The organism is Caulobacter sp. CCG-8, assembly GCF_037402475.1.
Taxonomy (GTDB): Bacteria; Pseudomonadota; Alphaproteobacteria; order Caulobacterales; family Caulobacteraceae; genus Caulobacter.
This window is the reverse complement of record NZ_JBBEUD010000013.1, coordinates 126,848-147,887: the sequence shown is the minus strand read 5'-3', so window position 1 is coordinate 147,887 and position 21,040 is coordinate 126,848. Positions and strand designations below refer to the sequence as shown.

Here is a 21,040-nt window from a genome sequence, read left to right as displayed (position 1 = left end):
GAGCGGCGGGAGCTTCCCGCCGCTCTTTTTCTTTGCCGGATCGGCGCGCGTCGGCGCGGCCGTCAGGCCACCTGGGCGGCCAGGCTCTCCAGCACCTTGCGCAGGTCGGCTTCGCGGAACGGCTTCTGCAGCACGGTCGCGCCCTTGTGGCCTTCCGACAGGCCGGCCTCGCCGTAGCCGCTGGCGAAGGCGAACGGCACGCCGCGCTCCTTCAGGGCGTCGGCGACCGGGAAGATCGGGCGTCCGCCCAGATTGACGTCCAGCAGGGCCGCGTCGATGTCGGCGGAGCCGGCCAGGCGCAGGGCCTCCTCCAGCTCGGCGGCCGGACCGACCACGACGCAACCCAGGTCGCTGAGCATGTCCTCCACCAACATGGAGACCAAGGCTTCGTCTTCGACCACCAGGACCTTGAGGGCGGCGAGGGTCTTCATTGTTCAGGGCTCCAAAGCACGGATCGGCAACCTCATGGTGCAGGCTAGGCCGAGGCTATCATAGGCTAGGCTGACCTGTGCGGACAGTTCGCCCGCCAGGCCCTTTTCGAGAAGTCGCGCGCCGAAGCCTTGACGCGTCGGCGCGACCACCGGCGGGCCGCCCCGCTCGGTCCAGGTCAGGCGCAGGGCCGGGCTTTCGTCGGTTTCGCCCGACTCCACCGCCCAGACCACCCGCACCTCGCCCCCAGGGACCGAGAGGGCCCCGTATTTCAGGGCGTTGGTCGCCAGTTCGTGCACGGCCATGCCCAGGGCCACCGTGGCCTTGGGGCTCAGCTGCAGGTCGCGGTCGTAGTCGAAGCCGATGCGGTCGCGGGCCGCGAAGGCCTCGAGCTCGAAATCGAAGATCTCGCGCAGGCTGGCGCCTTCCCAGTTCTGCTGGGTCAGGAGGTCGTGGGTGTGCGACAGGGCCATGATCCGGCCCTCGAAGGCGTCGCGGAAGGCCTCGGGCGTCTCGGTGGTGCGCAGGGTCTGGCTGGCGATCGACTGCACCGAGACCAGGGTGTTCTTCACCCGGTGGTTCAGCTCGTTGACCAGCAGCTTCTGGCGCTCCTCGGCGCGCTTGCGCTCGGTGACGTCCAGCGACACGCCGGCCATGCGCCGGGCGCCGCCGTGGTCGGCGGTCTGGGCGGCGCGGCCGCGGGCGTGCACCCAGCGGGTCTCGCCGACCGGCGCGCGCACCCGGTACTCGATGTCGTATTCGGCGCCGTGCCGGATGGCGTCCTCGATGGCGGCGGTCATCCGGTCGCGGTCGCCCGGATGCACCGAGGCGACCAGGTCGTCGAAGGTGAAGTCCTCGTCGGAGCGGCGGCCGTAATTGGCCTTGCAGATGTCCGAGGCCAAGTAGGCGCGGGTCTCGACATCCAGCTCCCACGAGCCCAGGCGGCCGGAATCCAGGGCGAACTTCAGGCGCTCCTCGGCGTCGCGGCGCTGGGCCAGCTCGGCGTGGGCGGCCTCGCGGGCGCGCACCGACTCGATGGCCACCGCCGCCTGGGCGGCCAGGCCGACCATCAGGCTCTCGGCCCGCGCGCCGAAGCGGCCGACCTGGGGATGGCCGAAGAACAGACCGCCCAGCACGGCGCCCTCGCGGGTGATCACCGGCACAGCCAGATAGCTGCGCACCGGCAGGTGGCCCTCGGGCATGCCCCTGCGCGGGGCGTTGCGGCCGTAGCGGGAATCCTGGGTGATGTCGTCCGACCGCACCACGCCCTCGCCCTTGAAGGTGGGGGCGAAGACGGCGGTGTTGCGCGGCATCGGGAAGCCTTCGAACGCCGAGCGCGGTGCGCCCGACAGGCTGTAGAGGGTGTAGCTTTCGCCGTCCGGGGCGACGATGTTGTAGAAGAACGCCCCGAACTGGGCGCCCGTCAGCTCGACGCCGCCGTCGACCACCGTCTGGACCAGGGTCTCGGCGTCATGGCCGGCCCCGATGGCCTCGGCGATGCGGTTGAGGGCCCGCGAGCGGCGCACCTCCTCGGCCAGGGCCTCCTCGGCGGCGCCCAGGCGCGCCAGAAGGTCCTCGACCTCGTCCCCTTCGGCGCGGCTCATCGCCCTGACCAAGCCCTTGATCCCCCCTGCCGCCATCCGCGGGCGTGCTCACAAACGCGCCGTTATGGTGATAGTTCCAAGCCCACGTCATCCTGCGCCCTGCGGTTGAGGCTTGGAAGCGTCTTCGTTGTGAAATCCGAGAAAATCAAGCGGTTGCGTCGGGTCCCCGACGCAGTCCCTGGGGCGCGGGGCCTAGCGCGCCCCCTCGTCCAGGCGGCCGCTGATCCGCAGGCCGGTGACCTGGTTGCGCTGACGGCGCAGCACCTGGAAACGGTGGTGATGGAAGATGAAGATCTGCCCCGGCTCGGGAATGGTCTGGGCCTCGTGGATCACAAGGCCGGCGATGGTCACCGCATCGCCTTCCGGCAGGCGCCAGTCCATGGCCCGGTTCAGGTCGCGCACGGTGACGTGGCCGTCGACATGGACCGAGCCGTCGGGCTGGGGCCGCAGGCCCTCGACCTTGGTGTCGTGCTCGTCCTCGATCTCGCCGACGATCTCCTCGAGGATGTCCTCCAGGGTCACCAGGCCCTGCAGGGCGCCGTATTCGTCGACCACCAGGGCGAAGTGGCTGCGCCGCTTGAGGAAGGCGTTCAGCTGGTCCTTCAGGTTGGTGGTGTCGGGGATGAACCACGGCTCGCGCTGGATGGCCGCCACGTCGATGTCGTCGATCGCCCCGTTGGCCGCGGCCAGGGCCCGCAGCAGGTCGCGGGCGTGCAGCACGCCGACGATGTTGTCCGGGTTCTCGCGATACAGCGGGATGCGGGTGTGCTGGGCCTCCAGGGCCTCGGCCACCAGCTCGCGGATCGGCAGGTCGGCGTCGATCAGGGTGATCGACTTGCGGTGGACCATGATCTCAGAGACGTCCATGTCCGACAGGTCCAGCACCCCGCCCAGCATCCGCCGGTCGCCGCTCTCCACGCCGCCTTCGGAGTGGTGGTACTCGACCGCGCCGCGGATCTCCTCGTGGGCGGCCAGCACGTCGACCGCCATGTCCAGCTTGACGCCGAACAGCCTCAGGGTGCGCCGCACGATCCACTGGATGGCGTAGATGATCGGGCCGAACAGGCGGACCACCAGCAGGGTGGGGGCCGACAGGAAGCGGGCCACGTCGTCGGACTTCAGGATCGCCAGGGTCTTGGGCAGCACCTCGGCGAACACCAGGACGAGCACGGTCATCGCCCCGGTCGCCGCCGCCACGCCCCACGGACCGGGGATGGCGGCCGTCAGCACCTGGGTGGTCAGGGCCGAGGCCAGGATGTTGATCAGGTTGTTGCCCAGCAGCACCGCCCCGATCATCGTCTCCTGGTCGGCCAGCAGGGTGTTGACCCGCTTGGCCGGCCGGTCGCCCTCGCGCTCCAGCTGGTGCATGCGGGCCCGCGAGGCGGCGGTCAGCGAGGTCTCGGCGGCCGAGAACAGCGCCGAGATGGCCAGCAGGACGATGATGATCGGCGCGAGGCCGAGGATGGCGGTCAGGATCATGGATCCTTCTTACGCCACGTCCCGGAAATGCGGGAGGCCGTCGATGGGGGCGGTCACACGCCCCAGAGCTTGCGGGCCTCCTCGGCGATCAGGTCCGGGCGCTCCTCGGGGAAGAACAGGTTGGCGTCCTCGACGAAGCGCACGCCGCGCGACTTCGGGAAGGTCCGATCCAGCCAGGCCGCCCATTCGTCGCCGAACAGCTCGTTGTTCCGGGCCCAGACCATCCGCACCGGCTTGTCGAAAGCACGCAGGGCGGGCGCGGCGGCGGGCAGGGGATTGGGCAGCATGGCGATGGCGTAGCCCTGGCCCTGGCGGCGGCGCTTGTCCGGCCCCGTCAGCGGCCGCAGGTAGGTGTCGACGACGGCGGGGGTCAGCACCTGGTCGGGATGGGTGTAGCCGCGTCCGATGCCGTCGTGCGACCGGACGAAGGCGTTGTCGGCCAGTTGCCTGTCGAACCAGCCGACCAGCTGGTCGTTCCGCGCCGCCTCGATCGCGCCCATGAACGGAGGAGGCGGACTGTTGGTGTCGACGTCGCCGTTGGTCAGCAGCAGCGACCGCACGCGCTTCGGATGGCCGGCGGCGACCAGCTGGGCCACGCCCGTGGCGCTGTCGTTGGAGACGAGGTCGGCCGCCTTCAGGCCCAGCCTGTCCATCACCGCCACCACCATCGCCGCCTGGGCCGCGGGCGACAGGTCGGCGTCCGCCGCCACGTCGCTGTAGCCCAGGCCCATCAGGTCGACGGCGATGCAGCGCCGATGGCCCTCCAGCCGGGCCATGGCGCCGCGCCACTGGAAGCCGTTCAGCGGATAGCCGTGCAGGAAGATCGCCGCCGGCCCCGAGCCGCGCTCGACATAGGCGATCCGGCCGACGTCCAGGTCGACGAAGCGCCGGGCGGCGTGGAATTGCGCGGGGGTCCATTCCGACGGCGAGGCCCTGGCCGGGCTGGTCGCCACGACAGCCAGTCCGCCGGCCAACAGGTCTCGTCTCAACATTCCAACGCCTCGCGCCCGCTGCTTCAGATGAAGGCGATGTAAGAAGATCGTCCGGGTCATCTCAACTACGCTGCAAATCATGGCGTCATGACCTTGGAGGTCATGGGCCGGGCCACCACCTGCTCGGCAAGCCTCCGGTCTCTTCGCGTCAAAGGGTCAGAATGAGCGTTTCGTCCGCCGCGTCGCGCACCCCGGCCGCCGCCGCCCAGCCGCCGATCGGCCGGCTCCTGCGGGAATGGCGGGCGGCGCTGCGGTTCAGCCAGATGGACCTGGCGATGGAGGCGGGCGTCTCGACCCGGCACCTCAGCTGCATCGAGACCGGCAAGGCCCAGGCCAGCCGCGAGGTCCTGACCCGTCTGGCCGACGCCCTGGCCATGCCGCTGCGCGAGCGCAACGCCCTGCTGACCGCCGCCGGCTACGCCCCGAAATATCCCGAGACCACGCTCGACACCCCCGAGCTGGAGCGGATGCAGAAGGCCATCGACCTGATCCTGGCCAAGCAGGAGCCGTACCCCGCCTTCGTCATCAACCGGCACTTCGACGTCCTGCAGGTCAACAAGGCCACCGCGCGCATCGACCAGCTGACCATGGGCCGCCAGAGCCGGCACAAGAACCTGCTGCACCAGGTGTTCGACCCCGACGACTTCCGCCCGGTGATCGTCAACTGGCAGGAGGTGGCCGAGGGCTTCGTCGGCCACCTGCACCACGAGATCGCCGTCTCGCCCACCGACCCGCGCCCGCAGCAGCTGCTGGACGAGATCCTGCGCTATCCCGACGTGCCCACCCGCTGGCGCTTCCGCGACGTCGACAAGGCCCCGTCGCCGATCCAGACCATGCGCTTCCGCAGCCCGCTGGGCGAGCTGCGGTTCTTCGAGACCATCACCACCTTCGCCCTGCCGCGCGACGTGACCCTGGACGAGATGCGCATCGAATGCGCCTTCCCGGCGGACGATCACACCGCGGCGGTGTGCGAGCGGCTGGCGGAGGGGGCGTAGGGCGCGGGGCGTCGGTTATTTGGCCTGGGGCAGCTTGATCCCCAGCAGGACCAGCCGCTCGCCGGAGATGCCGAACCAGTGGGGCACGCCGGCGGGGACCAGGATGACGTCGCCCGGGCCGAGCGTCCGCGTCGCGCCGCCCTCGATCCGGCTTCCCTCGACCAGGTTGGGGTTGGTGACCTTTTGATCGGCCATGGTCCCGCCCGAAACCAGCGTGCCGGCGCCGTCCAGCACGATGGCGTATTCCGCTTCGGCGGGGTGGACGGCGGGGCGGCCCGGCTTCTTCCAGATCTCGATCGCCGCCACGGTGGCGCCGTCGCGGACCAGGGGGCGCCACATGAACCCCTGGTCGGGCTTCATCGCGGCGAGCATGTCGCGGACCTGGGCCTGGACGTCCGCGCCGCTCGCGAAAGCGGTCGGGTCGGCGGCTTGAGCGGGGGACGTCTGGGCGGAAGCGGCGCCCGACGAGACGGCGAGCAGCACCGAGGCCGCGCAGATCGTGAAGGCCTTGGCCATGGTGGTCATCGCAGCTCTCCCCAGGTCGCGACCCTATCGTCGCCGACTCAAGCTAGCGGCCTCCGGCCTGCCGAGCCACCTCGACCAAAGGCGGGGGATCTGACCGAGGCCGCCAAAGGCTCGTTGCGGACGCTTCTTGAACCCTCTCCCTATGGGAGAGGGGGCAAGCCCTCGCACGGCCCCTTGCCCGTCTCCGCATGGAACTCGATCAGCATGCCCAGGTCCGCGCGGGTCGGGGCCAGGAACGACGCCCCGGACAGGCCCTGATAGGCCGCCAGGGTCGTCTCGTACCCCCGCTCGACCCGCCGCTTGGCGGCGTCCAGGTCGGCGACGCCCAGGCTGACGGCCAGCACCTGCGGGCCGCCGCCGCGCAGGGCGTCGGCGGCGACGCCTGGGCCGTCCGGCTCCAGGGCCAGCACGGCGTTCGGACCGACGGCCACGCAGTAGCCCTTGGCCCCGACCTGCGCGACCCGCACGGGGATCGCGCCGCGCACGCCCAGCTTCTCCAGGCCGGCCTTGTCGGCCGCGGCGTCGGCGGACAGCAGCCAGAAGGCCGACAGCGACCGCGCCCCGTTCGGATGCTGGCGGGCGGTCTTGTCGTCGGCGACGCTGGCCGGGTCGGACTTCGGGGCGGCGTAGTCGATCAGGAACAGGTTGCTGGACAACACCGGGCGTTCGAAGGCGAACAGCCGCCAGCGCGGCGGCTTGCCCGGGCCCTGGCCGTCCGGATCGTCGGCGGCGGCCGTGAAGATCGGCGTCGCGGGCAGGCCCCGGGCCTTCATCGCGGCCTGGGCCTGGTCCAGCGCGGCCGAGTGCAGGCCGAACGTCCGCGATCCCGCCCCGCCATGCAGCGAGGCCTGGTCGGCCTGCATGCCGGGGTCCATCTCGGCGTCGGGCCGGGTGATGCCCAGCAGCTCGATATAGCCCTGGTCGGCCAGGCGGATGTAGCGGTTGGCCACCCCGCCGGGGTTGCGCCCGGGCCGCACCTGGAAGCCCAGCTTCACCGCCAGCACGGTGGAGACCTGGTCGATGTCGCGGCCCCACAGCAGCGCGTGGTCCAGCTTGTCGGCGGGGGCGGGGGCCGCTTGGGCGGGCAGGGCCAGGCCCAGCGAGAGGGCGAGGGCGGAAAGGGCGAGCAGAGGACGCAAGGCGAGAAAGCTCCGTGACGGGACGGCGCAAGCTGGCACGCCGCCGTAAGCGGAGCCATGACCCCGGAGGTCATGAGTTCTGGCGGCGGGAGGTCAAATTCGGCGCCGACGGGGACATGCCCTTGGGCGTGTCCCCATCTTCCGCTCCGCCTCTGTTGGGGGCCCGCGCGAGCGCATGTCCCCGGCGTCTAGACCGCGCCTTCCTCGATCAGGAACGCCCGCAGCGCCGCGCGATCCACGTCCTTGGCCACGAAGGCGTCGCCGATGCCGCGCACCAGGATGAAGGTCAGCATCCCGCCCTCGGCCTTCTTGTCCTGGGCGCTGTGGGCGATCAAGGCGTCGGCGCTGAACGGCTCGGGGCGGATGTCCGACAGCTTGGTCGGCAGGCCGGCGGCCTTGATGGCGGCCTCGGCGCGGACGGCGTCCTGGCTGGGGCACAGGCCCTGGCGCGCCGAGAAGCGGAAGGCCTGGGCCATGCCCAGCCCCACGGCCTCGCCGTGCTTGAGCGCGTCGCCGAAGCCCATCTCGCCCTCGACCGCGTGGCCGAAGGTGTGGCCCAGGTTCAGGAGGGCGCGGCGGCCGGCCTCCTTCTCGTCCTCGGCGACGATCTCGGCCTTCATCTCCACCGAGCGGCCGACGGCGCGGACCAGGGCCGAGGTGTCGCGCTCCAGCACCGCCTGGACGTTGGCCTCCAGCCACTCGAAGAAGGCGAAGTCGCCCAGCAGGCCGTACTTGATGATCTCGGCGTAGCCGCAGGCCAGCTCGCGGGCGGGCAGGGTGGCCAGGATGTCGAGGTCGGCCAGCACCAGGCGCGGCTGGTGGAAGGCGCCGATCAGGTTCTTGCCGCGCGGGGTGTCGATGGCGGTCTTTCCGCCCACGGACGAATCCACCTGGGCCAGCAGGGTGGTGGGGATCTGGATGAAGTCGATGCCGCGCTTGTAGATCGCCGCCGCGAAGCCGGTCAGGTCGCCCACGACGCCGCCGCCGAACGCCACGACCATGTCGCCGCGCTCCAGGTTCAGGGCCAGCAGCTTGTCCGACAGGTCGGCCAGGCCCTCGAAGCTCTTGGTCTCCTCGCCCGGCGGGACCAGGATCACGTCGGTCGCCACGCCCGCGTGCTCCAGGGCGGCGGCCAGGCGCTCGCCGTGATGCTCGCCGACGATGGTGTCGGTGACGATGGCCACCCGCTTGCGCTTCAGGAGCGGCACGATGCGCTCGCCCGCCCGGTCGATCAGACCCGTGCCGACGACCACGTCATAGGCGCGCGCGCCCAGGCCCACGGGGATGGTGGTGATCACTGGGTCTCGCTTTCAGACGGTTGCAGGCGGCCCTCCAAATGGCTTTTGAGGGCCTGGATCACGGCCTCGACCGCCACGCCGTGGGCGGTGTCGCCGGTCTCGACCGTGAGGTGGGCCTCGCCATAGGCGGGATAGCGGGCGGCGGCGTGCTCGCGCAGCACGTCCATCGGGTCGCGGTTCTTGAGCAGCGGCCGGCCCTCCTTGCGGCCCACGCGGCGGGCCAGCAGCTCCAGGTCGGCCTTCAGCCAGACGGCCACGGCCTTGGACTTGATCAGGGCGCGGGTCTCGGCGTTGACGAAGGCCCCGCCGCCGGTGGCCAGCACGTGGGGCGGCTCGTCCAGCAGCCGGGCGATCACCCGCCGCTCGCCGTCGCGGAAGGCCGGCTCGCCCATCTCGGCGAAGATCTCGGGGATCGAGCGGCCGGCGGCGGCCTCGACCTCGTTGTCGGCGTCGCGGAACGGCAGGTCCAGGGCCGCGGCCAGGCGGCGGCCGACGCTGGACTTGCCCACGCCCATCAGCCCGACCAGCACGATGGTCTTGCGGCGCAGGGCGGCCTTCGGGTCGGGACCCGGCAGGTCGGAAGGGGAAGGGGCGGGATCGTCGGTCATGGCCTGCTGGCGGTTTACACGACGGCGAGGCCTCCCGCCAAGGTTTGGACCAAAGCCGCGTCCAGGGTGCCCGGCGAGGCGAAAAGTTTCGCCAACCCCTGTCCTGCGGCATAGTTGAACCATGGCTCCTTCCAAGCGACTCACGACCTGTTCGGCCCTCGCCCCCCTTGCCCTCGGTTTGGCGGCGGCCCTGGTTTCGACCCCGCCCGCGTGGGCGCAGGTGCAGGTCCAGTCCCTGGCCGCGCCGGACCTGTTCTCGGCGCCCGCCGCCGAGACGGGACTGTCGGCCGACCTCTGGAAGGACGCCCCGCCGGGCGTGGCCCAGGACGCCCTGCCCAAGCTGGCGGCCAAGCCGCTGTCGCCGGCGACCGCCGGCCTGGCGCGGCGGGTGCTGTCTACCGGCGCCCACGCCCCCGCCGGCATGGGTGACGATCCGGAGTTGGGCGCGACCCGCGCCCTGGCCCTGATCGCCCTGGGCGAGGCCAAGGGCGCGGACGCCGTGCTGGACCGCGCGCCCGGCGTGGCCGCCAGCGCCCCGCTGTCGATGGCCGCGGCCGAGGCGGCCCTGATGACCGGCGCCGACGACAAGGCCTGCAAGATCGGCGAGGCGCTCAGCGCCGATCGGGGCGGACCGTACTGGCTGCGGCTGCGGGCCTTCTGCCAGGCGATCGGCGACCAGCACGACGCCGCCCAGCTGACCCTCAGCCTGGCCGTCCAGCAGACCAAGGACGCCGACTACGCCCGGCTGATGAACGCCCTGCTGTCGGGCGCGCCCGCCGGGGCGGCCAATCTGCGCAACGGCGTCAACTACGCGCTGTCGCGCAAGCTGGGGCTGGACCTGTCGTCGGCCGCCGCCGTCGCCAGCGCCGCACCGGCCCTGAAGCCGCCGCCCAAGCCGGTCGAGGTCGCGGCCGACCTGACCGCCGCCCAGGCCCAGGTCCTGGCCGCCCTGCGCGCCGCCAAGGGCCTGGCCGCCTTCGCCGACGCCGCCAAGGCCTCGCTCCCGGCGATCGCCGCCCTGGCCGGCGCCGACGCGCCCCTGGAGGACCCGGTGCTGCTGGCCCGCGCCGCCCTCGCGGCCGGCGACGCGGCCACGGCCCAGGCCATCCGGGGCAAGCTGACCGGCGACAGCGTCCCCGGCGCCACCACCCAGGACCTGGCCCTGCTGGACGCGACCCTGGCCGCCGCCGAGGGCAGGAAGGACGGCCAAGTCCTGGACGGCCTGATCGAGCGCGGCGTCCAGGGTGGCGCCAAGTCGCCGGCCCAGCCGGCCGCCCTGATCCTGGCCGCCTTCGGCGCGCCGATGGACGCCGAGGCCCGGGCCCGGTTCGCGACTTTCGACCCCGGCAAGTCCGCCGCCACCGCCGGGCGGCTGGCCGTGCTGGACGACGCGGCCGCCGCCGGCCGCCAGGGCGAGGCCGCCCTGCTGGCCCTGTCGATCGCCGCCGACGCCGGTCCGTCCGGCCCCGGTCCGGTCGACCGCGCCCGCCTGGTCCGCGCCCTGCTCAAGGCCGGCCTGGAGACCGACGCCCGCGCCTTCGCCGTGGAGGGGCTGCTGGCGCTGCAGGTGAAATGAGCGCCTCCGCGTCCGGCTGGATCGACGCCTTCCTCGAGATGATGGCCGTGGAGCGCGCGGCCGCCCGCAACACCCTGACCGCCTACGAGAAGGACCTGGCCGACGCCCGCCTGTTCCTGGCCTCGCGCGGCGACCTGGACGGGGCGTCGGCCGAGGCCGTCGAGGCCTATTTCGCCGACCTGGGCGCGCGCGGGCTGTCGCCGGCCACCGCCGCCCGCCGCCGCTCGGCCCTGCGCCAGTTCTACCGCTTCGTGCTGGGCGAGGCCTGGCGCGCCGACGACCCATCCCGCCGGGTCGAGGCCCCCCGGGCCGGCCGGCCCCTGCCCAAGGTGCTGTCGCGCGACGCCGTCGAGCGGCTGATCGCGGCGGCCGCCGCCAAGGACGGCGGCCAGGGCCTGCGCCTGGCCTGCATGATCGAGCTGCTCTACGCCTCGGGCCTGCGGATATCCGAACTGCTGAACCTGCCCCTGGCGGCCCTGGCCCGCGATCCGGCCTTCCTGATGGTCAAGGGCAAGGGCGGCAAGGAGCGGCTGGCCCCGCTGAACGACGCGGCCCGTACGGCGGTGAAGGCCTATTTGGAGGCAAGGCCGCAATTCCTGCCAAAGGGCGTCAAGGAGAGTCCCTGGCTGTTCCCGTCGCGCGGCAAGGGCGGCAAGCTGACCGCGCGGCGGGTCTCCCAGCTGCTGGAGGACGCCGCCGTCGCCGCCGGCCTCGATCGCGAGATGGTCAGCCCCCACGTCCTGCGCCACGCCTTCGCCACCCACCTGCTGGAGGGCGGCGCCGACCTGCGCGTGATCCAGACCCTGCTGGGCCACGCCGACATCGCCACCACCCAGATCTACACCCACGTGGCCGGCGACCACCTGGCCCAGGTGGTGAAGTCCAAGCATCCGCTGGCGAAGAAGGGGTAGGTCGCGGGCCAAACAGGGGACACACACTCACGGCCCCGTCGGTTGCAGGACTGGCGAAGCCGTGGGGTGAGTGTGTGTCCCCACCTTGAGGCGCGGCATGACAAGGCGGGCCGGCGCTGCTACGCACCCCCACCCTTCCGGAGAACCCCCATGTCGGACGAAACCCGCGACAGCAACGGCGCGATCCTGGCCGACGGCGACAGCGTCACCCTGGTCAAGGACCTCAAGGTCAAGGGCTCGGGCGGCGTGACGCTGAAGCGCGGGACCCTGGTCAAGAAGATCCGCCTGACCGGCGACCCCGACGAGATCGAGGCCAATGTCGACAAGGTGAAGGGCCTGGTCCTGCGGACGGAGTTCGTGAAGAAGGCCTAGTCGCCCGCCTCGCGCCCGATCACGACGTGCGTCGCCAATTCCGTGGCGACGGAGTCCGTCACGCGGTAGCCGAGGGCGGGCAGGTCCAGGCCCTCGAACAGGGACTCGCCGCGCCCCAGCAGGACCGGCGAGATCGCCAGGTGCAGCTCGTCGATCAGCCCGGCCTGCAGGTACTGGCGGACGGTCGAGACCCCGCCGCCGATCTTGACGTCGAGGGTCCCCGCCGCGTCACGGGCGCGTTCGAGCGCGGCGTGGATGCCGTCCGTCACGAAGTGGAACGTGGTGCCGCCCTCCATGACGAGCGGCTCGCGGGCATGATGCGTCAGGATGAAGGTCGGGGCGTGGTAGGGCGGGTTGTCGCCCCACCAGCCCTTCCAGCCGTCGTCCGGCCATTCCCCGCGTCCGGGGCCGAACATGTTGCGGCCCAGGATGAAGGCCCCGAAGCCGTCCATCGAGCGGTGGGCGAAGGTCTCGTCCACGCCTTCGGAGCCGCCGCCCTGGCCGAACATGGCCTGGAAGGTCCTGGTCCCGAAGAACCAGCGATGCAGCTCGGTCCCGCGCTTGCCCAGCGGGTCCTCGAGGCTCTGATCCGGCCCCGCGCCGAACCCATCCAGCGACAGGGAGAACCCCGCGACTCTGACTCGACCCACCCTGAGTCTCCTCTATCGATTGAAATCCGCGACCGCCGGCCTCAGGCCGCGGTCTCGCCGTCAAAAGCGGCCTTCAGCTTGGGCATGTCCAGCTTCACCATCTTCATCATGGCGGCGAACATCCGGCCGACGGCCGCCTTGTCGGGGCTGGAATAGAGGTCCATCAGCTGCTGCGGCACGATCTGCCAGGACAGGCCGTACTTGTCCTTCAGCCAGCCGCACTGGCTCTCCTTGCCGCCGTCGGCGGTCAGGGCGTCCCAGTAGCGGTCGACCTCGGCCTGGTCGGCGCAGTGGACCATGAACGACACCGCCTCGGTGAAGGTGAAGTGCGGCCCGCCGTTCAGGGCGGTGTAGGCCTGGCCGTCCAGCTCGAAGTCGACGGTCATCACCTTGCCGGGCGGTCCGGCCGGCGGCGGGGAGTCGCTGGGATAGCGCGCGATGTTCTTGATCTTCGAGTTGGGGAACAGCGAGACGTAGAAGTTCGCGGCTTCCTCGGCCTGGGTGTCGAACCACAGGAACGGGGTGATCTTCTGCACGGGCGTGGCCTCCGTTGAACGGTTGTCGAGCGAAGGACGATCAAGACGCGCCGGTTCCGACATCGGCCCGCGCTTTTCGACGAACGGCCGGCCTCACGCGGCCGCCAGCAGGTCGGCGCCCTTGTGGTCGGGATCGCAGCCGGGGACCAGGATCACGTCGCCCCGGGCGTTGTCGGTGCGCAGGGCCAGGATGGCCTGGTACGCGGGCGAGGCGTACCAGGCGCGGGCCGTCGCCAGGTCCGCGAAGGCGATGATCACGATGTCGCCGGGCCAATCGCCCTCCAGCACCTCGACCCGCGCGCCGTGCACGACGAAGCGGCCGTCGAAGGGTTCGAGCGTGGCGTCGATGCGCCGCAGGTATTCGACGATGTCGGGACCGAAATCGACGCTGCGCAGATGGGCGATGGCGTAGGCGGGCATGGCGAGGCTCCTCGTCGTGGACGGGGAGAGCCTCGCGCGGGAAACGGCCGGATGCGATGACCTCGAAGGTCATGGCGCGCGGTCAGGCGAAGGCGGCGGCGTCCAGGGCCGAGGTCTGCCTGGCGGTGAGCCTCCGGATCATCCGGATCGCCAGGGCGCTGGCGATGAAGCCGGCGGCGAAGCTCACGATGGCGATCGCGGTCGAGGCCGCCAGGAACGCGGCGCCCTCGCTCTTGCCCACGATGTTGGACAGCGAGCCGCCGATGTTGCTGGTCAGGTGGAAGCCCCACCACCAGCGCAGCAGCGACGGCGTGTCCAGGGCGCGCCAGCGCGTGGGATCGATGCTGACCCGCCAGGTCTGGTCCAGCCCCTGGAACGGCTTGTACAGCGAGGCGAAGGGCACGAAGAACCAGCCCACCGCCCAGCCGGGCCCGACCTCCATGCCGGCGGACAGGGTCTGCGCGTTGCGGTTCGTGCGATGCACCCACATCAGGAAGAGCACCAGGTTGACGAGCAGGCTGGCGAGGTAGGCGATCGCCGCCAGGCCATAGGCCATCAGATAGGGGTCGAAGCTGTCCGCGACGCCGTCGGTGACCTTGTCGCCCGCGCCGGACAATTTCAGCAGGTGCACGAAGGTCAGTCCGCCGATGATCGCGACGGCGATCATGTGCAGGACGGCGCCGATGATCGCGCCCTTGGCGCGTTTCCTCGGATCCTTCGGCGTATAGACCTTCCTGGTCTTCATGATGTCGCTCCCCCAAGCCGGTCCGAGCTAGACCGTTTCGACGCCGCCCACAACGCCGCCGTTGCCGCCTCCTCCGCCGCGCACTAGTTACGCTGCATGGCCGCTTCCGACATCGAACCCTTCCACGCCATCGCCATCAGCCGTCTGGCCCACCAGATGAAGGCGCAGGGCCAATCGATCATCCACATGGAGTTCGGCCAGCCGTCGACGGGCGCGCCCCAGGCGGCCATCGCCAAGGCCCACCACGTGCTGGACACCGACGGCATGGGCTATTGGGAAAGCCCGCTGCTGAAGGCGGCGATCGCCAGGCGCTACGCCGATCTCGACGGGGTGAGCGTCGATCCCGAGCGGATCATCCTGACCTGCGGGGCCTCGCCGGCCCTGGTGCTGGCCCTGGCCTCGAACTTCGCGCCCGGCGACCGCGTGGCCCTGGCCCGGCCCGGCTACGTGGCCTACCGCAACACGCTGAAGGCCCTGAACCTGGAGCCGGTCGAGATCGCCTGCGGGGCCGAGAGCCGCTTCCAGCTGACCGCCGCCCACCTGGCCGCCCTGGAGCCCGCCCCGGCCGGGGTGATCATCGCCAGCCCGGCCAATCCCACCGGCACGATCATCCCCGCCGCCGAGCTGGAGGCCATCGCCGAGGTCTGCCGCGCGCGCGGGATCCGGGTGGTCTCCGACGAGATCTATCACGGCCTCAGCTACGGCGAGCCGGCCCGCTCGATGCTGGCCTTCGAGCCCCAGGCCCTGATCGTCAACAGCTTCTCCAAGTACTTCAGCATGGCCGCCTGGCGGCTGGGCTGGGTGGTCGTGCCGCAGGACCAGGTCCAGCGGGCCCGGGCCTTCATGGGCAACCTGTTCCTGACCCCGCCGTCGCTGAGCCAGCACGCCGGCCTGGTGGCCATGGACTGCCTCGACGAGCTGGAGGGCCACCTCGACGTCTACCGCGCCAACCGCGCCCTGCTGCTGGACGCCCTGCCGGCCCTGGGCCTGGGCTCGATCGCCCCGCCGGACGGGGCCTTCTACATCTACGCCGACATCGGCCACCTGACCGACGACAGCCTGGCCTTCTGCGAGCAGCTGCTGCGCGACACGGGCGTGGCCACCGCCCCCGGCGTCGACTTCGACCCGGTCGACGGCCGGCGGTTCATCCGCTTCAGCTTCGCGGTGTCGACCCCAGAGGTCGAGGAGGCCCTGCGGCGGATCACGCCCTGGTTTGCTTCGAAAAACCCTCTCCCTGAGGGAGAGGGCGGGGCCCGCGCCGGAGGCGTGGGAGGGTGAGGGGTTACACCTTCGCCGCCTTCTTCGCGGAAGCCGTGCCGGCGCGCCGGTTGACGTTTTAACCCCTCACCCTCCCATGCTGCGCATGGGCCCCTCCCTCTCCCTCTGGGAGAGGGTTTTCAGAGGACCAACGATGCGACTGATCGGGATGCTGGACTCGCCCTATGTGCGCCGCGTGGCCATCTCGGCCCGCCTGCTGGGCCTGCCGTTCGAGCACGAGGCGGTGTCGGTGTTCCGGCACTACGACACCTTCGCGGCGATCAATCCCGTCGTGAAGGCGCCGACCCTGGTGACCGACGACGGCGTGGTGCTGATGGACTCCGGCCTGATCCTCGAGCACCTGGAGCGCCTGGCCGGGCGGAGCCTGGGCCCGGCCGACCTCGCCGACCACGCTCGCGCCCAGCGGATCCTGGGCCTGGCCCTGGCCGCCAGCGAGAAGACCGTCTCGCTGGTCTACGAGTTCAACCTGCGCCCCGAGGACAAGCAGCACGGCCCGTGGGTCGAGCGGGTGCGCGGACAGCTGGCGGAGGCCTGGCGCCTGCTGGAGGCGGAGGTCGCCGCGCCTCCGCCGGGATTCGAGGGCTCGCAGGCCTGGCTGACCTGCGCGGTGGTCTGGACCTTCGCGATCCGCACCCTGCCGGGCTCGATCGACGCGGCGACCTGCCCGGCGCTCGCGGCGCTGACGGCGCGGGCCGAGGCGACCCCGGCCTTCCTGGCTACGCCCTTCGACTGAAGTCAGCGAACCCCCTCTTCGTTGTCATCCCGGAAGCCTCGGAGAGGCTGTCCGGGACCCAGGGGACTGGGTTGGCGCGTTGCGGTTCACCTGGGGCCCGGACAAGCGCTCCGCGCTTTCCGGGATGACAACTCAGAAGTGTTTGCTCGATCCGGCAAACCTCTTGCCCATTCCTGCGCCGTCGATTTCGCGCTCTTATCGTCGGGCCGGACGGCCCCCATCTTCCCCCGTGGAAGGCGGGCCTTCCCACGCGACATCCAACATCAGGAGCTCCTCATGAAGACGCGCAAACTCGGCGACGGGCTGGAAGTTTCGGCCATCGGTCTCGGCTGCATGGGGATGGGCCAGGTCTACGGCACCGCGCTGGACAAGGCCGACGCCTTCAAGGTTCTGGCCCGGGCGGTGGACCTGGGCGTGACCTTCTTCGACACCGCCGAGGTCTACGGCCCCTATCTGAACGAGGTGCTGGTCGGCGAGGGCCTCAAGCCTTTCCGCGACAAGGTGGTGATCGCCACCAAGTTCGGCTTCGACATCGCGCCGGAGGGCACGGGCGAGGGCTTCTCGCGCATGCGGGGCACCGACAGCCGGCCCGAGCACATCCGCGAGGTGGCCGAGGCCTCGCTCAAGCGCCTGGGCGTCGAGGTGATCGACCTGCTGTACCAGCACCGCGTCGATCCCAATGTGCCGATCGAGGACGTGGCCGGGACGGTCAAGGACCTGATCGCCGAGGGCAAGGTCAAGCATTTCGGCCTGTCGGAAGCCGGTCCCGAGACCATCCGCCGGGCCCACGCCGTCCAGCCGGTGGCCGCCCTGCAGAGCGAGTATTCGCTGTGGTTCCGCGAGCTGGAGGCCGAGACCCTGCCGGTGCTGCGCGAGCTGGGCATCGGCCTGGTGCCCTACAGCCCCCTGGGCCGCGGCTTCCTGACCGGGGCGATCAAGGCCGACGCGCCGCTGGCCGACAACGACTTCCGCCGCGCCCTGCCGCGCTTCCAGGGCGAGGCCATGGCCAAGAACCTGTCGCTGGTCGAGGCCCTGACGACGATCGCCGCCGACAAGGGCGTCACCCCGGCCCAGCTGGCCTTGGCCTGGATCCTCCACCAGGGCCCGGACATCGCCCCGATCCCCGGCACCACCAAGATCAGTCGCCTGGAGGAGAACGTCGGCGCCGTCGATGTGACCCTGTCGAGCGAGGACCTGGCGAGGATCGCCGCGGCCGTGCCCGAGACGGCGATCGAAGGCGAGCGCTACACCCCGGCGGGCCTGGCGATGGTGGGGCGGTAGCCCTCCAGTCTTCCCTCCCCCTTGTGGGGAGGGTGGACGCGAAGCGGACGGGTGGGGCCTGCTGACTCAGTAACCCCACCCGACCCTGGCTCCGCCAGGGCCACCCTCCCCACAAGGGGGAGGGAAGGGCGCGGAGGGGTAATCGGGGTATTGATCCCCGCCGCCGGGCGCCCCCACACTCGGCCCCATGTCGCCAAATCCCCTTACCCGCCCCGACGCGATCGAGCTGGTCAAGCTGGGCAAGACCACGATCACCCTGGGCGGCGTGGCGGCCGCGATCGTCATCGTGGTGGCGTCGATCTACCTGTCGCGGCTGGTGACCTCGGGCCTGCGCCGGCTGCGCGAGCGGTCGGTGGGCGCGGCGCCGTCGCTGTACATCGTCGAGCGGCTCAGCACCTACGGCCTGCGGGTGATCGGCCTGTTGATGGCCCTGTCGGTGATGGGGGTGAACCTGACCTCCCTGGCCGTCTTCGCCGGCGCCCTGGGCGTGGGCGCGGGCCTGGGGCTGCAGGGGCTGGTCAAGGACTTCGCCTCGGGCATCTCGCTGATGTTCGAGCGGCTGGTGGCGGTGGGCGACTTCGTCGAGCTGCAGAACGGCGCGCGCGGCGTGGTGCACGAGATCGGCCCGCGCTCGACCCGCCTGCGCACCAACGACAGCACCGACGTGATCGTGCCCAACTCGGTGCTGGTCAACGAGCAGGTGATCAACTGGACCCTGCACCACACCAGCCGCCGCATCCGCGTGCCGTTCGTCACCGCCTTCGGGGTCGACAAGGAGAAGGTGCGCGAGGCGGTGCTGAAGGCGGCCCATTCGGTATCGTTCACCGCGCCCGACGACGCCAACCGCAAGGCCCAGGTCTGGCTGGTGGGCTGGGGCGAGTCGACCCTGAAGTTCGAGCTGGTGGTCTGGCCCACGGTCGACTCGGTGCGCCGCCCGGCGGCGATCTTCGCGGCCTATACCTGGGCGATCGACGACGCCCTGCGCGGGGCCGGGATCGAGATTCCGTTCCCGCAGCGCGACGTCCGTCTGCGCGGCGTGCTCGGCGAGGAGGGCGACGACGCCCGCGCCGCCCTGCGGCTGGAGCCCCGCGCCGGCCGCAAGGCCAAGGCCAAGGCCGCCCCCTCGCGGAACGACGCCGCCGAGGACCTCAAGCGCGAGGACCCCGAGGAGCCGCCGCTGCCGGCGCAGGGGCCGCCGGCGAAGGCCTAGTCAGGGCGTTCCGAACCCCGTGTAGGCGCGGTCGGTCTTGGAGCACGAGTCGAAGGCGATATCGTAAAGCCACCCCTTGTCCCTGCACATCCGACATGCCCCGCCCGGGCCCCGGCGCACCTGCGCGTCGGGATAGGCGCTGGCTTGTCTCGTCAACTGACCGCACGAGATTTCCCGGTGTGCAAACCACCCGCCCGTCGCCAGCAGAAGAGCGCCGGCGACGATCGAAACGGCAAGAAGGCGCGGCTTTCCGGCGAGCATTCGGGCAACTTAGCCGTTTGGTCGCGGTTATCCACCGTCGCGCTTTCCTAGGACGGGGTCTTTCCGCTGACGCATGCGTCAGCCTTGACCCCGCTCGCCCCTCGCCGCACCTTATCTCGCAACTGCGAAATAAGCAGAGACTAGGGACGCGCGCGCCATGAAGACCCCCCGAGGCTTTTTCAAACCCCTGGCGATCGGCGCGCCCGCGCCCTGGCGCGAGCCGCCGGCCCGGGTCGAGCGCATGATCCACTTCGTGCCGCCGCACCTGGACAAGGTCCGCGCCAAGGTCCCCGAGATCGCCTCGACCGTCGACGTCATCCTGGCCAATCTGGAGGACGCCATCCCGGCCGACGCCAAGGGCGCGGCCCTGGCCGGCGCGATCGCCATGGCCCGGGAGACCGACTTCAAGGCGCTGGGCGTGGGCCTGTGGGTGCGGATCAACTGCCTCAACTCGCCGTGGCACCTGGACGAGGTGGCGACCCTGGTCGAGAAGGCCGGCGACCGCATCGACGTGATCATGGTCCCCAAGGTCGAGGGGCCTTGGGACATCTTCTACATGGACCAGCTCTTGGCCTCGCTTGAAGCCAAGCACGGCGTCACCCGGCCGATCCTGCTGCACGCCATCCTCGAGACGGCCGAGGGCGTGATGAACGTCGAGGCCATCGCCGGGGCCAGCCCGCGCATGCAGGGCATCAGCCTGGGCCCGGCCGACCTGGCCGCCAGCCGCGCCATGAAGACCACCCGGGTCGGCGGCGGCCATCCCGGCTACCGCGTGATCGAGGACCCGCACGCCGACGGCTCGCCGCGCGTCTCGGTGCAGCAGGACCTGTGGCACTACACCTTCGCCAAGATGGTCGACGCCTGCGCGGCCCACGGCATCAAGCCGTTCTACGGCCCGTTCGGGGCCATCGACGATCCGGTCGCCTGCGAGCAGCAGTTCCGCAACGCCTTCCTGATGGGCTGCGCCGGGGCCTGGAGCCTGCACCCCAGCCAGATCGAGATCGCCAAGCGCGTCTTCTCGCCGGCCCCCGACGAGGTGGCCTTCGCCAAGCGCATCCTGGAGGCCATGCCCGACGGCACGGGCGTGGCGATGCTGGACGGCAAGATGCAGGACGACGCCACTTGGAAACAGGCCAAGGTCATGGTCGATTGCGCCAAGCAGATCGCGGCCAAGGATGCGGAGTATGCCGAGCTCTACGGGTTCTGACCGGCGCGGAATGCTGCATGACATGCTGCGGCGGTTGCACGCGCGCGGCCTGGAGCTGCCGGAGTGGCTGGCGCTGCTGATCGTGGGCGGCGGGGTGACGGGCGTGAACGGCTTCAACCTGGGCCAGTTCGTCCTGCACGGCCGCTTCTACGTCGTGGAGCGTCACGTCCCGAACTACTGGGCGTACTGGCGCACGGACGCCGACGCCATTCTCAGGAACGGTCTCTGGAGCCTGGTGATCTTCGCCTTCGGCGCTTTCGCGCTGGCGACGGCCCTAGTCTATCCGCTGCTGGTCATGCGCTGGGGCAAGACCGCGCCGGGCTACAGGAAGCTGCCGCCGCTGAGCATCAAGGACTAGGCCGCCCGCGTCTCCACCTTCGACCCCGCCACCAGCATCTTGTGCACGGGGCAGGCCTCGGCGATCTCCATCAGGCGCGTGCGCTGGGCCTCGTCGAGGTCGCCGTTCAGGGTGATCACGCGCTCGAAGACGTCGGCCGGCAGCCAGCCCGGCTCGCGCCGCCAGGTGACCTGCACGTGGACCGCGCCCAGGGCCCAGGCCTTGCGCTTGGCGTAGAGCCTCAGGGTCTGGGTGGTGCAGGCCGCCAGGCCCGCGGCGACCAGGTCATGGGGATTGGGACCGACATCCAGGCCGCCGTCGGCCGGCGTCAGGTCGCCCGTGAAGCGGACGGGACCGGCGGTGATCAGAATCTGCACGCCGCCGTGGCCGCTGTCGTCGGCGATGGCGGAAGGGCGGGCGGGAACGGTCATGGGGCGGACTCCGTCAAGCGAGT

At 71.1% G+C, this 21,040-nt stretch carries 23 protein-coding genes; 10 read left to right on the top strand and 13 right to left on the bottom strand.

The window, feature by feature from the left end; genetic code table 11:
• Positions 1-62 precede the first annotated feature (62 nt).
• From WAE60_RS14570 to WAE60_RS14555, 4 genes are all read right to left on the bottom strand, one after another.
• A complete protein-coding gene (locus WAE60_RS14570; protein ID WP_029907128.1) occupies positions 63-431 on the bottom strand; it encodes a response regulator in 369 nt (122 codons plus the stop codon).
• 3 nt (positions 432-434) lie between these two features.
• On the bottom strand, positions 435-2,033 hold the full coding sequence (locus tag WAE60_RS14565) for an HWE histidine kinase domain-containing protein (RefSeq protein WP_337687263.1): 1,599 nt from the start codon (positions 2,031-2,033) through the stop codon (positions 435-437).
• 192 nt (positions 2,034-2,225) lie between these two features.
• Complete coding sequence (locus tag WAE60_RS14560; RefSeq protein ID WP_156035541.1) at positions 2,226-3,509, bottom strand: HlyC/CorC family transporter; 1,284 nt, start codon at positions 3,507-3,509, stop codon at positions 2,226-2,228.
• Positions 3,510-3,565: 56 nt separating this feature from the next.
• On the bottom strand, positions 3,566-4,504 hold the full coding sequence (locus tag WAE60_RS14555) for an alpha/beta fold hydrolase (RefSeq protein WP_337687261.1): 939 nt from the start codon (positions 4,502-4,504) through the stop codon (positions 3,566-3,568).
• A 161-nt stretch (positions 4,505-4,665) separates the two neighbouring features.
• Between WAE60_RS14555 and WAE60_RS14550 the strand changes: the two genes are divergently transcribed.
• Entirely contained in the window at positions 4,666-5,499 is an 834-nt protein-coding gene (locus WAE60_RS14550) for a helix-turn-helix transcriptional regulator (protein WP_029907132.1), read from the top strand.
• A 15-nt stretch (positions 5,500-5,514) separates the two neighbouring features.
• Here the strand turns inward: WAE60_RS14550 and WAE60_RS14545 are convergent, their stop codons facing one another.
• The 4 genes from WAE60_RS14545 to WAE60_RS14530 form a co-directional block, all read right to left on the bottom strand.
• A complete protein-coding gene (locus WAE60_RS14545; protein WP_231499369.1) occupies positions 5,515-6,024 on the bottom strand; it encodes a cupin domain-containing protein in 510 nt (169 codons plus the stop codon).
• A 140-nt stretch (positions 6,025-6,164) separates the two neighbouring features.
• Positions 6,165-7,163, bottom strand: a complete 999-nt coding sequence (locus WAE60_RS14540; protein WP_337687259.1) for a VOC family protein — start codon at positions 7,161-7,163, stop codon at positions 6,165-6,167.
• Between the two features lie 188 nt (positions 7,164-7,351).
• On the bottom strand, positions 7,352-8,461 hold the full coding sequence (gene aroB, locus WAE60_RS14535; protein WP_337687258.1) for a 3-dehydroquinate synthase: 1,110 nt from the start codon (positions 8,459-8,461) through the stop codon (positions 7,352-7,354).
• The gene (locus WAE60_RS14530) at positions 8,458-9,069 is read right to left on the bottom strand and encodes a shikimate kinase (protein ID WP_337687256.1); all 612 of its coding nucleotides are present in this window, start codon (positions 9,067-9,069) and stop codon (positions 8,458-8,460) included. Before WAE60_RS14530 ends, aroB begins: the two co-directional genes overlap by 4 nt.
• 220 nt (positions 9,070-9,289) lie before the next feature.
• On the opposite strand from WAE60_RS14530, the gene WAE60_RS14525 reads away from it, so the two are divergent.
• The 3 genes from WAE60_RS14525 to WAE60_RS14515 all read left to right on the top strand — a co-directional run bounded on the left by WAE60_RS14525 (position 9,290) and on the right by WAE60_RS14515 (position 11,928).
• Positions 9,290-10,645, top strand: a complete 1,356-nt coding sequence (locus WAE60_RS14525) for a hypothetical protein (protein ID WP_337687254.1) — start codon at positions 9,290-9,292, stop codon at positions 10,643-10,645.
• Positions 10,642-11,556, top strand: a complete 915-nt coding sequence (locus WAE60_RS14520; RefSeq protein ID WP_337687253.1) for a tyrosine recombinase — start codon at positions 10,642-10,644, stop codon at positions 11,554-11,556. Before WAE60_RS14525 ends, WAE60_RS14520 begins: the two co-directional genes overlap by 4 nt.
• A 150-nt stretch (positions 11,557-11,706) precedes the next feature.
• A complete protein-coding gene (locus WAE60_RS14515) occupies positions 11,707-11,928 on the top strand; it encodes an alkylphosphonate utilization protein (protein WP_337687252.1) in 222 nt (73 codons plus the stop codon).
• Here the strand turns inward: WAE60_RS14515 and WAE60_RS14510 are convergent.
• From WAE60_RS14510 to WAE60_RS14495, 4 genes are all read right to left on the bottom strand, one after another.
• Positions 11,925-12,578, bottom strand: coding sequence for a dihydrofolate reductase family protein (locus tag WAE60_RS14510; protein WP_337687251.1), 654 nt, complete (start codon positions 12,576-12,578; stop codon positions 11,925-11,927). The two genes, WAE60_RS14515 and WAE60_RS14510, sit on opposite strands and share 4 nt — an antisense overlap.
• Before the next feature lie 41 nt (positions 12,579-12,619).
• Complete coding sequence (locus WAE60_RS14505) at positions 12,620-13,114, bottom strand: VOC family protein (protein WP_337687249.1); 495 nt, start codon at positions 13,112-13,114, stop codon at positions 12,620-12,622.
• Between the two features lie 93 nt (positions 13,115-13,207).
• On the bottom strand, positions 13,208-13,534 hold the full coding sequence (locus WAE60_RS14500; protein WP_029907142.1) for a DUF1330 domain-containing protein: 327 nt from the start codon (positions 13,532-13,534) through the stop codon (positions 13,208-13,210).
• A gap of 82 nt (positions 13,535-13,616) precedes the next feature.
• Positions 13,617-14,279, bottom strand: a complete 663-nt coding sequence (locus tag WAE60_RS14495) for a DUF4328 domain-containing protein (protein ID WP_337687245.1) — start codon at positions 14,277-14,279, stop codon at positions 13,617-13,619.
• A 96-nt stretch (positions 14,280-14,375) separates the two neighbouring features.
• Between WAE60_RS14495 and WAE60_RS14490 the strand changes: the two genes are divergently transcribed.
• From WAE60_RS14490 to WAE60_RS14465, 6 genes are all read left to right on the top strand, one after another.
• Positions 14,376-15,557 (top strand): aminotransferase class I/II-fold pyridoxal phosphate-dependent enzyme, encoded by a 1,182-nt coding sequence (locus WAE60_RS14490; RefSeq protein WP_337687243.1) that lies wholly within the window; start codon positions 14,376-14,378, stop codon positions 15,555-15,557.
• Positions 15,558-15,690: 133 nt separating this feature from the next.
• The gene (locus tag WAE60_RS14485; RefSeq protein WP_337687242.1) at positions 15,691-16,290 is read left to right on the top strand and encodes a glutathione S-transferase family protein; all 600 of its coding nucleotides are present in this window, start codon (positions 15,691-15,693) and stop codon (positions 16,288-16,290) included.
• Positions 16,291-16,566: 276 nt separating this feature from the next.
• Positions 16,567-17,571 (top strand): aldo/keto reductase, encoded by a 1,005-nt coding sequence (locus WAE60_RS14480; RefSeq protein WP_337687241.1) that lies wholly within the window; start codon positions 16,567-16,569, stop codon positions 17,569-17,571.
• A 187-nt stretch (positions 17,572-17,758) separates the two neighbouring features.
• On the top strand, positions 17,759-18,781 hold the full coding sequence (locus WAE60_RS14475) for a mechanosensitive ion channel domain-containing protein (protein ID WP_029907147.1): 1,023 nt from the start codon (positions 17,759-17,761) through the stop codon (positions 18,779-18,781).
• Between the two features lie 418 nt (positions 18,782-19,199).
• A complete protein-coding gene (locus WAE60_RS14470) occupies positions 19,200-20,249 on the top strand; it encodes a CoA ester lyase (RefSeq protein ID WP_337687240.1) in 1,050 nt (349 codons plus the stop codon).
• Between the two features lie 22 nt (positions 20,250-20,271).
• The gene (locus tag WAE60_RS14465) at positions 20,272-20,607 is read left to right on the top strand and encodes a hypothetical protein (RefSeq protein WP_337687239.1); all 336 of its coding nucleotides are present in this window, start codon (positions 20,272-20,274) and stop codon (positions 20,605-20,607) included.
• Here the strand turns inward: WAE60_RS14465 and WAE60_RS14460 are convergent.
• Positions 20,604-21,017: an OsmC family protein gene (locus tag WAE60_RS14460; RefSeq protein WP_337687237.1), complete on the bottom strand. Its 414-nt coding sequence runs from the start codon at positions 21,015-21,017 to the stop codon at positions 20,604-20,606. The genes WAE60_RS14465 and WAE60_RS14460 overlap by 4 nt on opposite strands.
• Between the last annotated feature and the right edge of the window lie 23 nt (positions 21,018-21,040).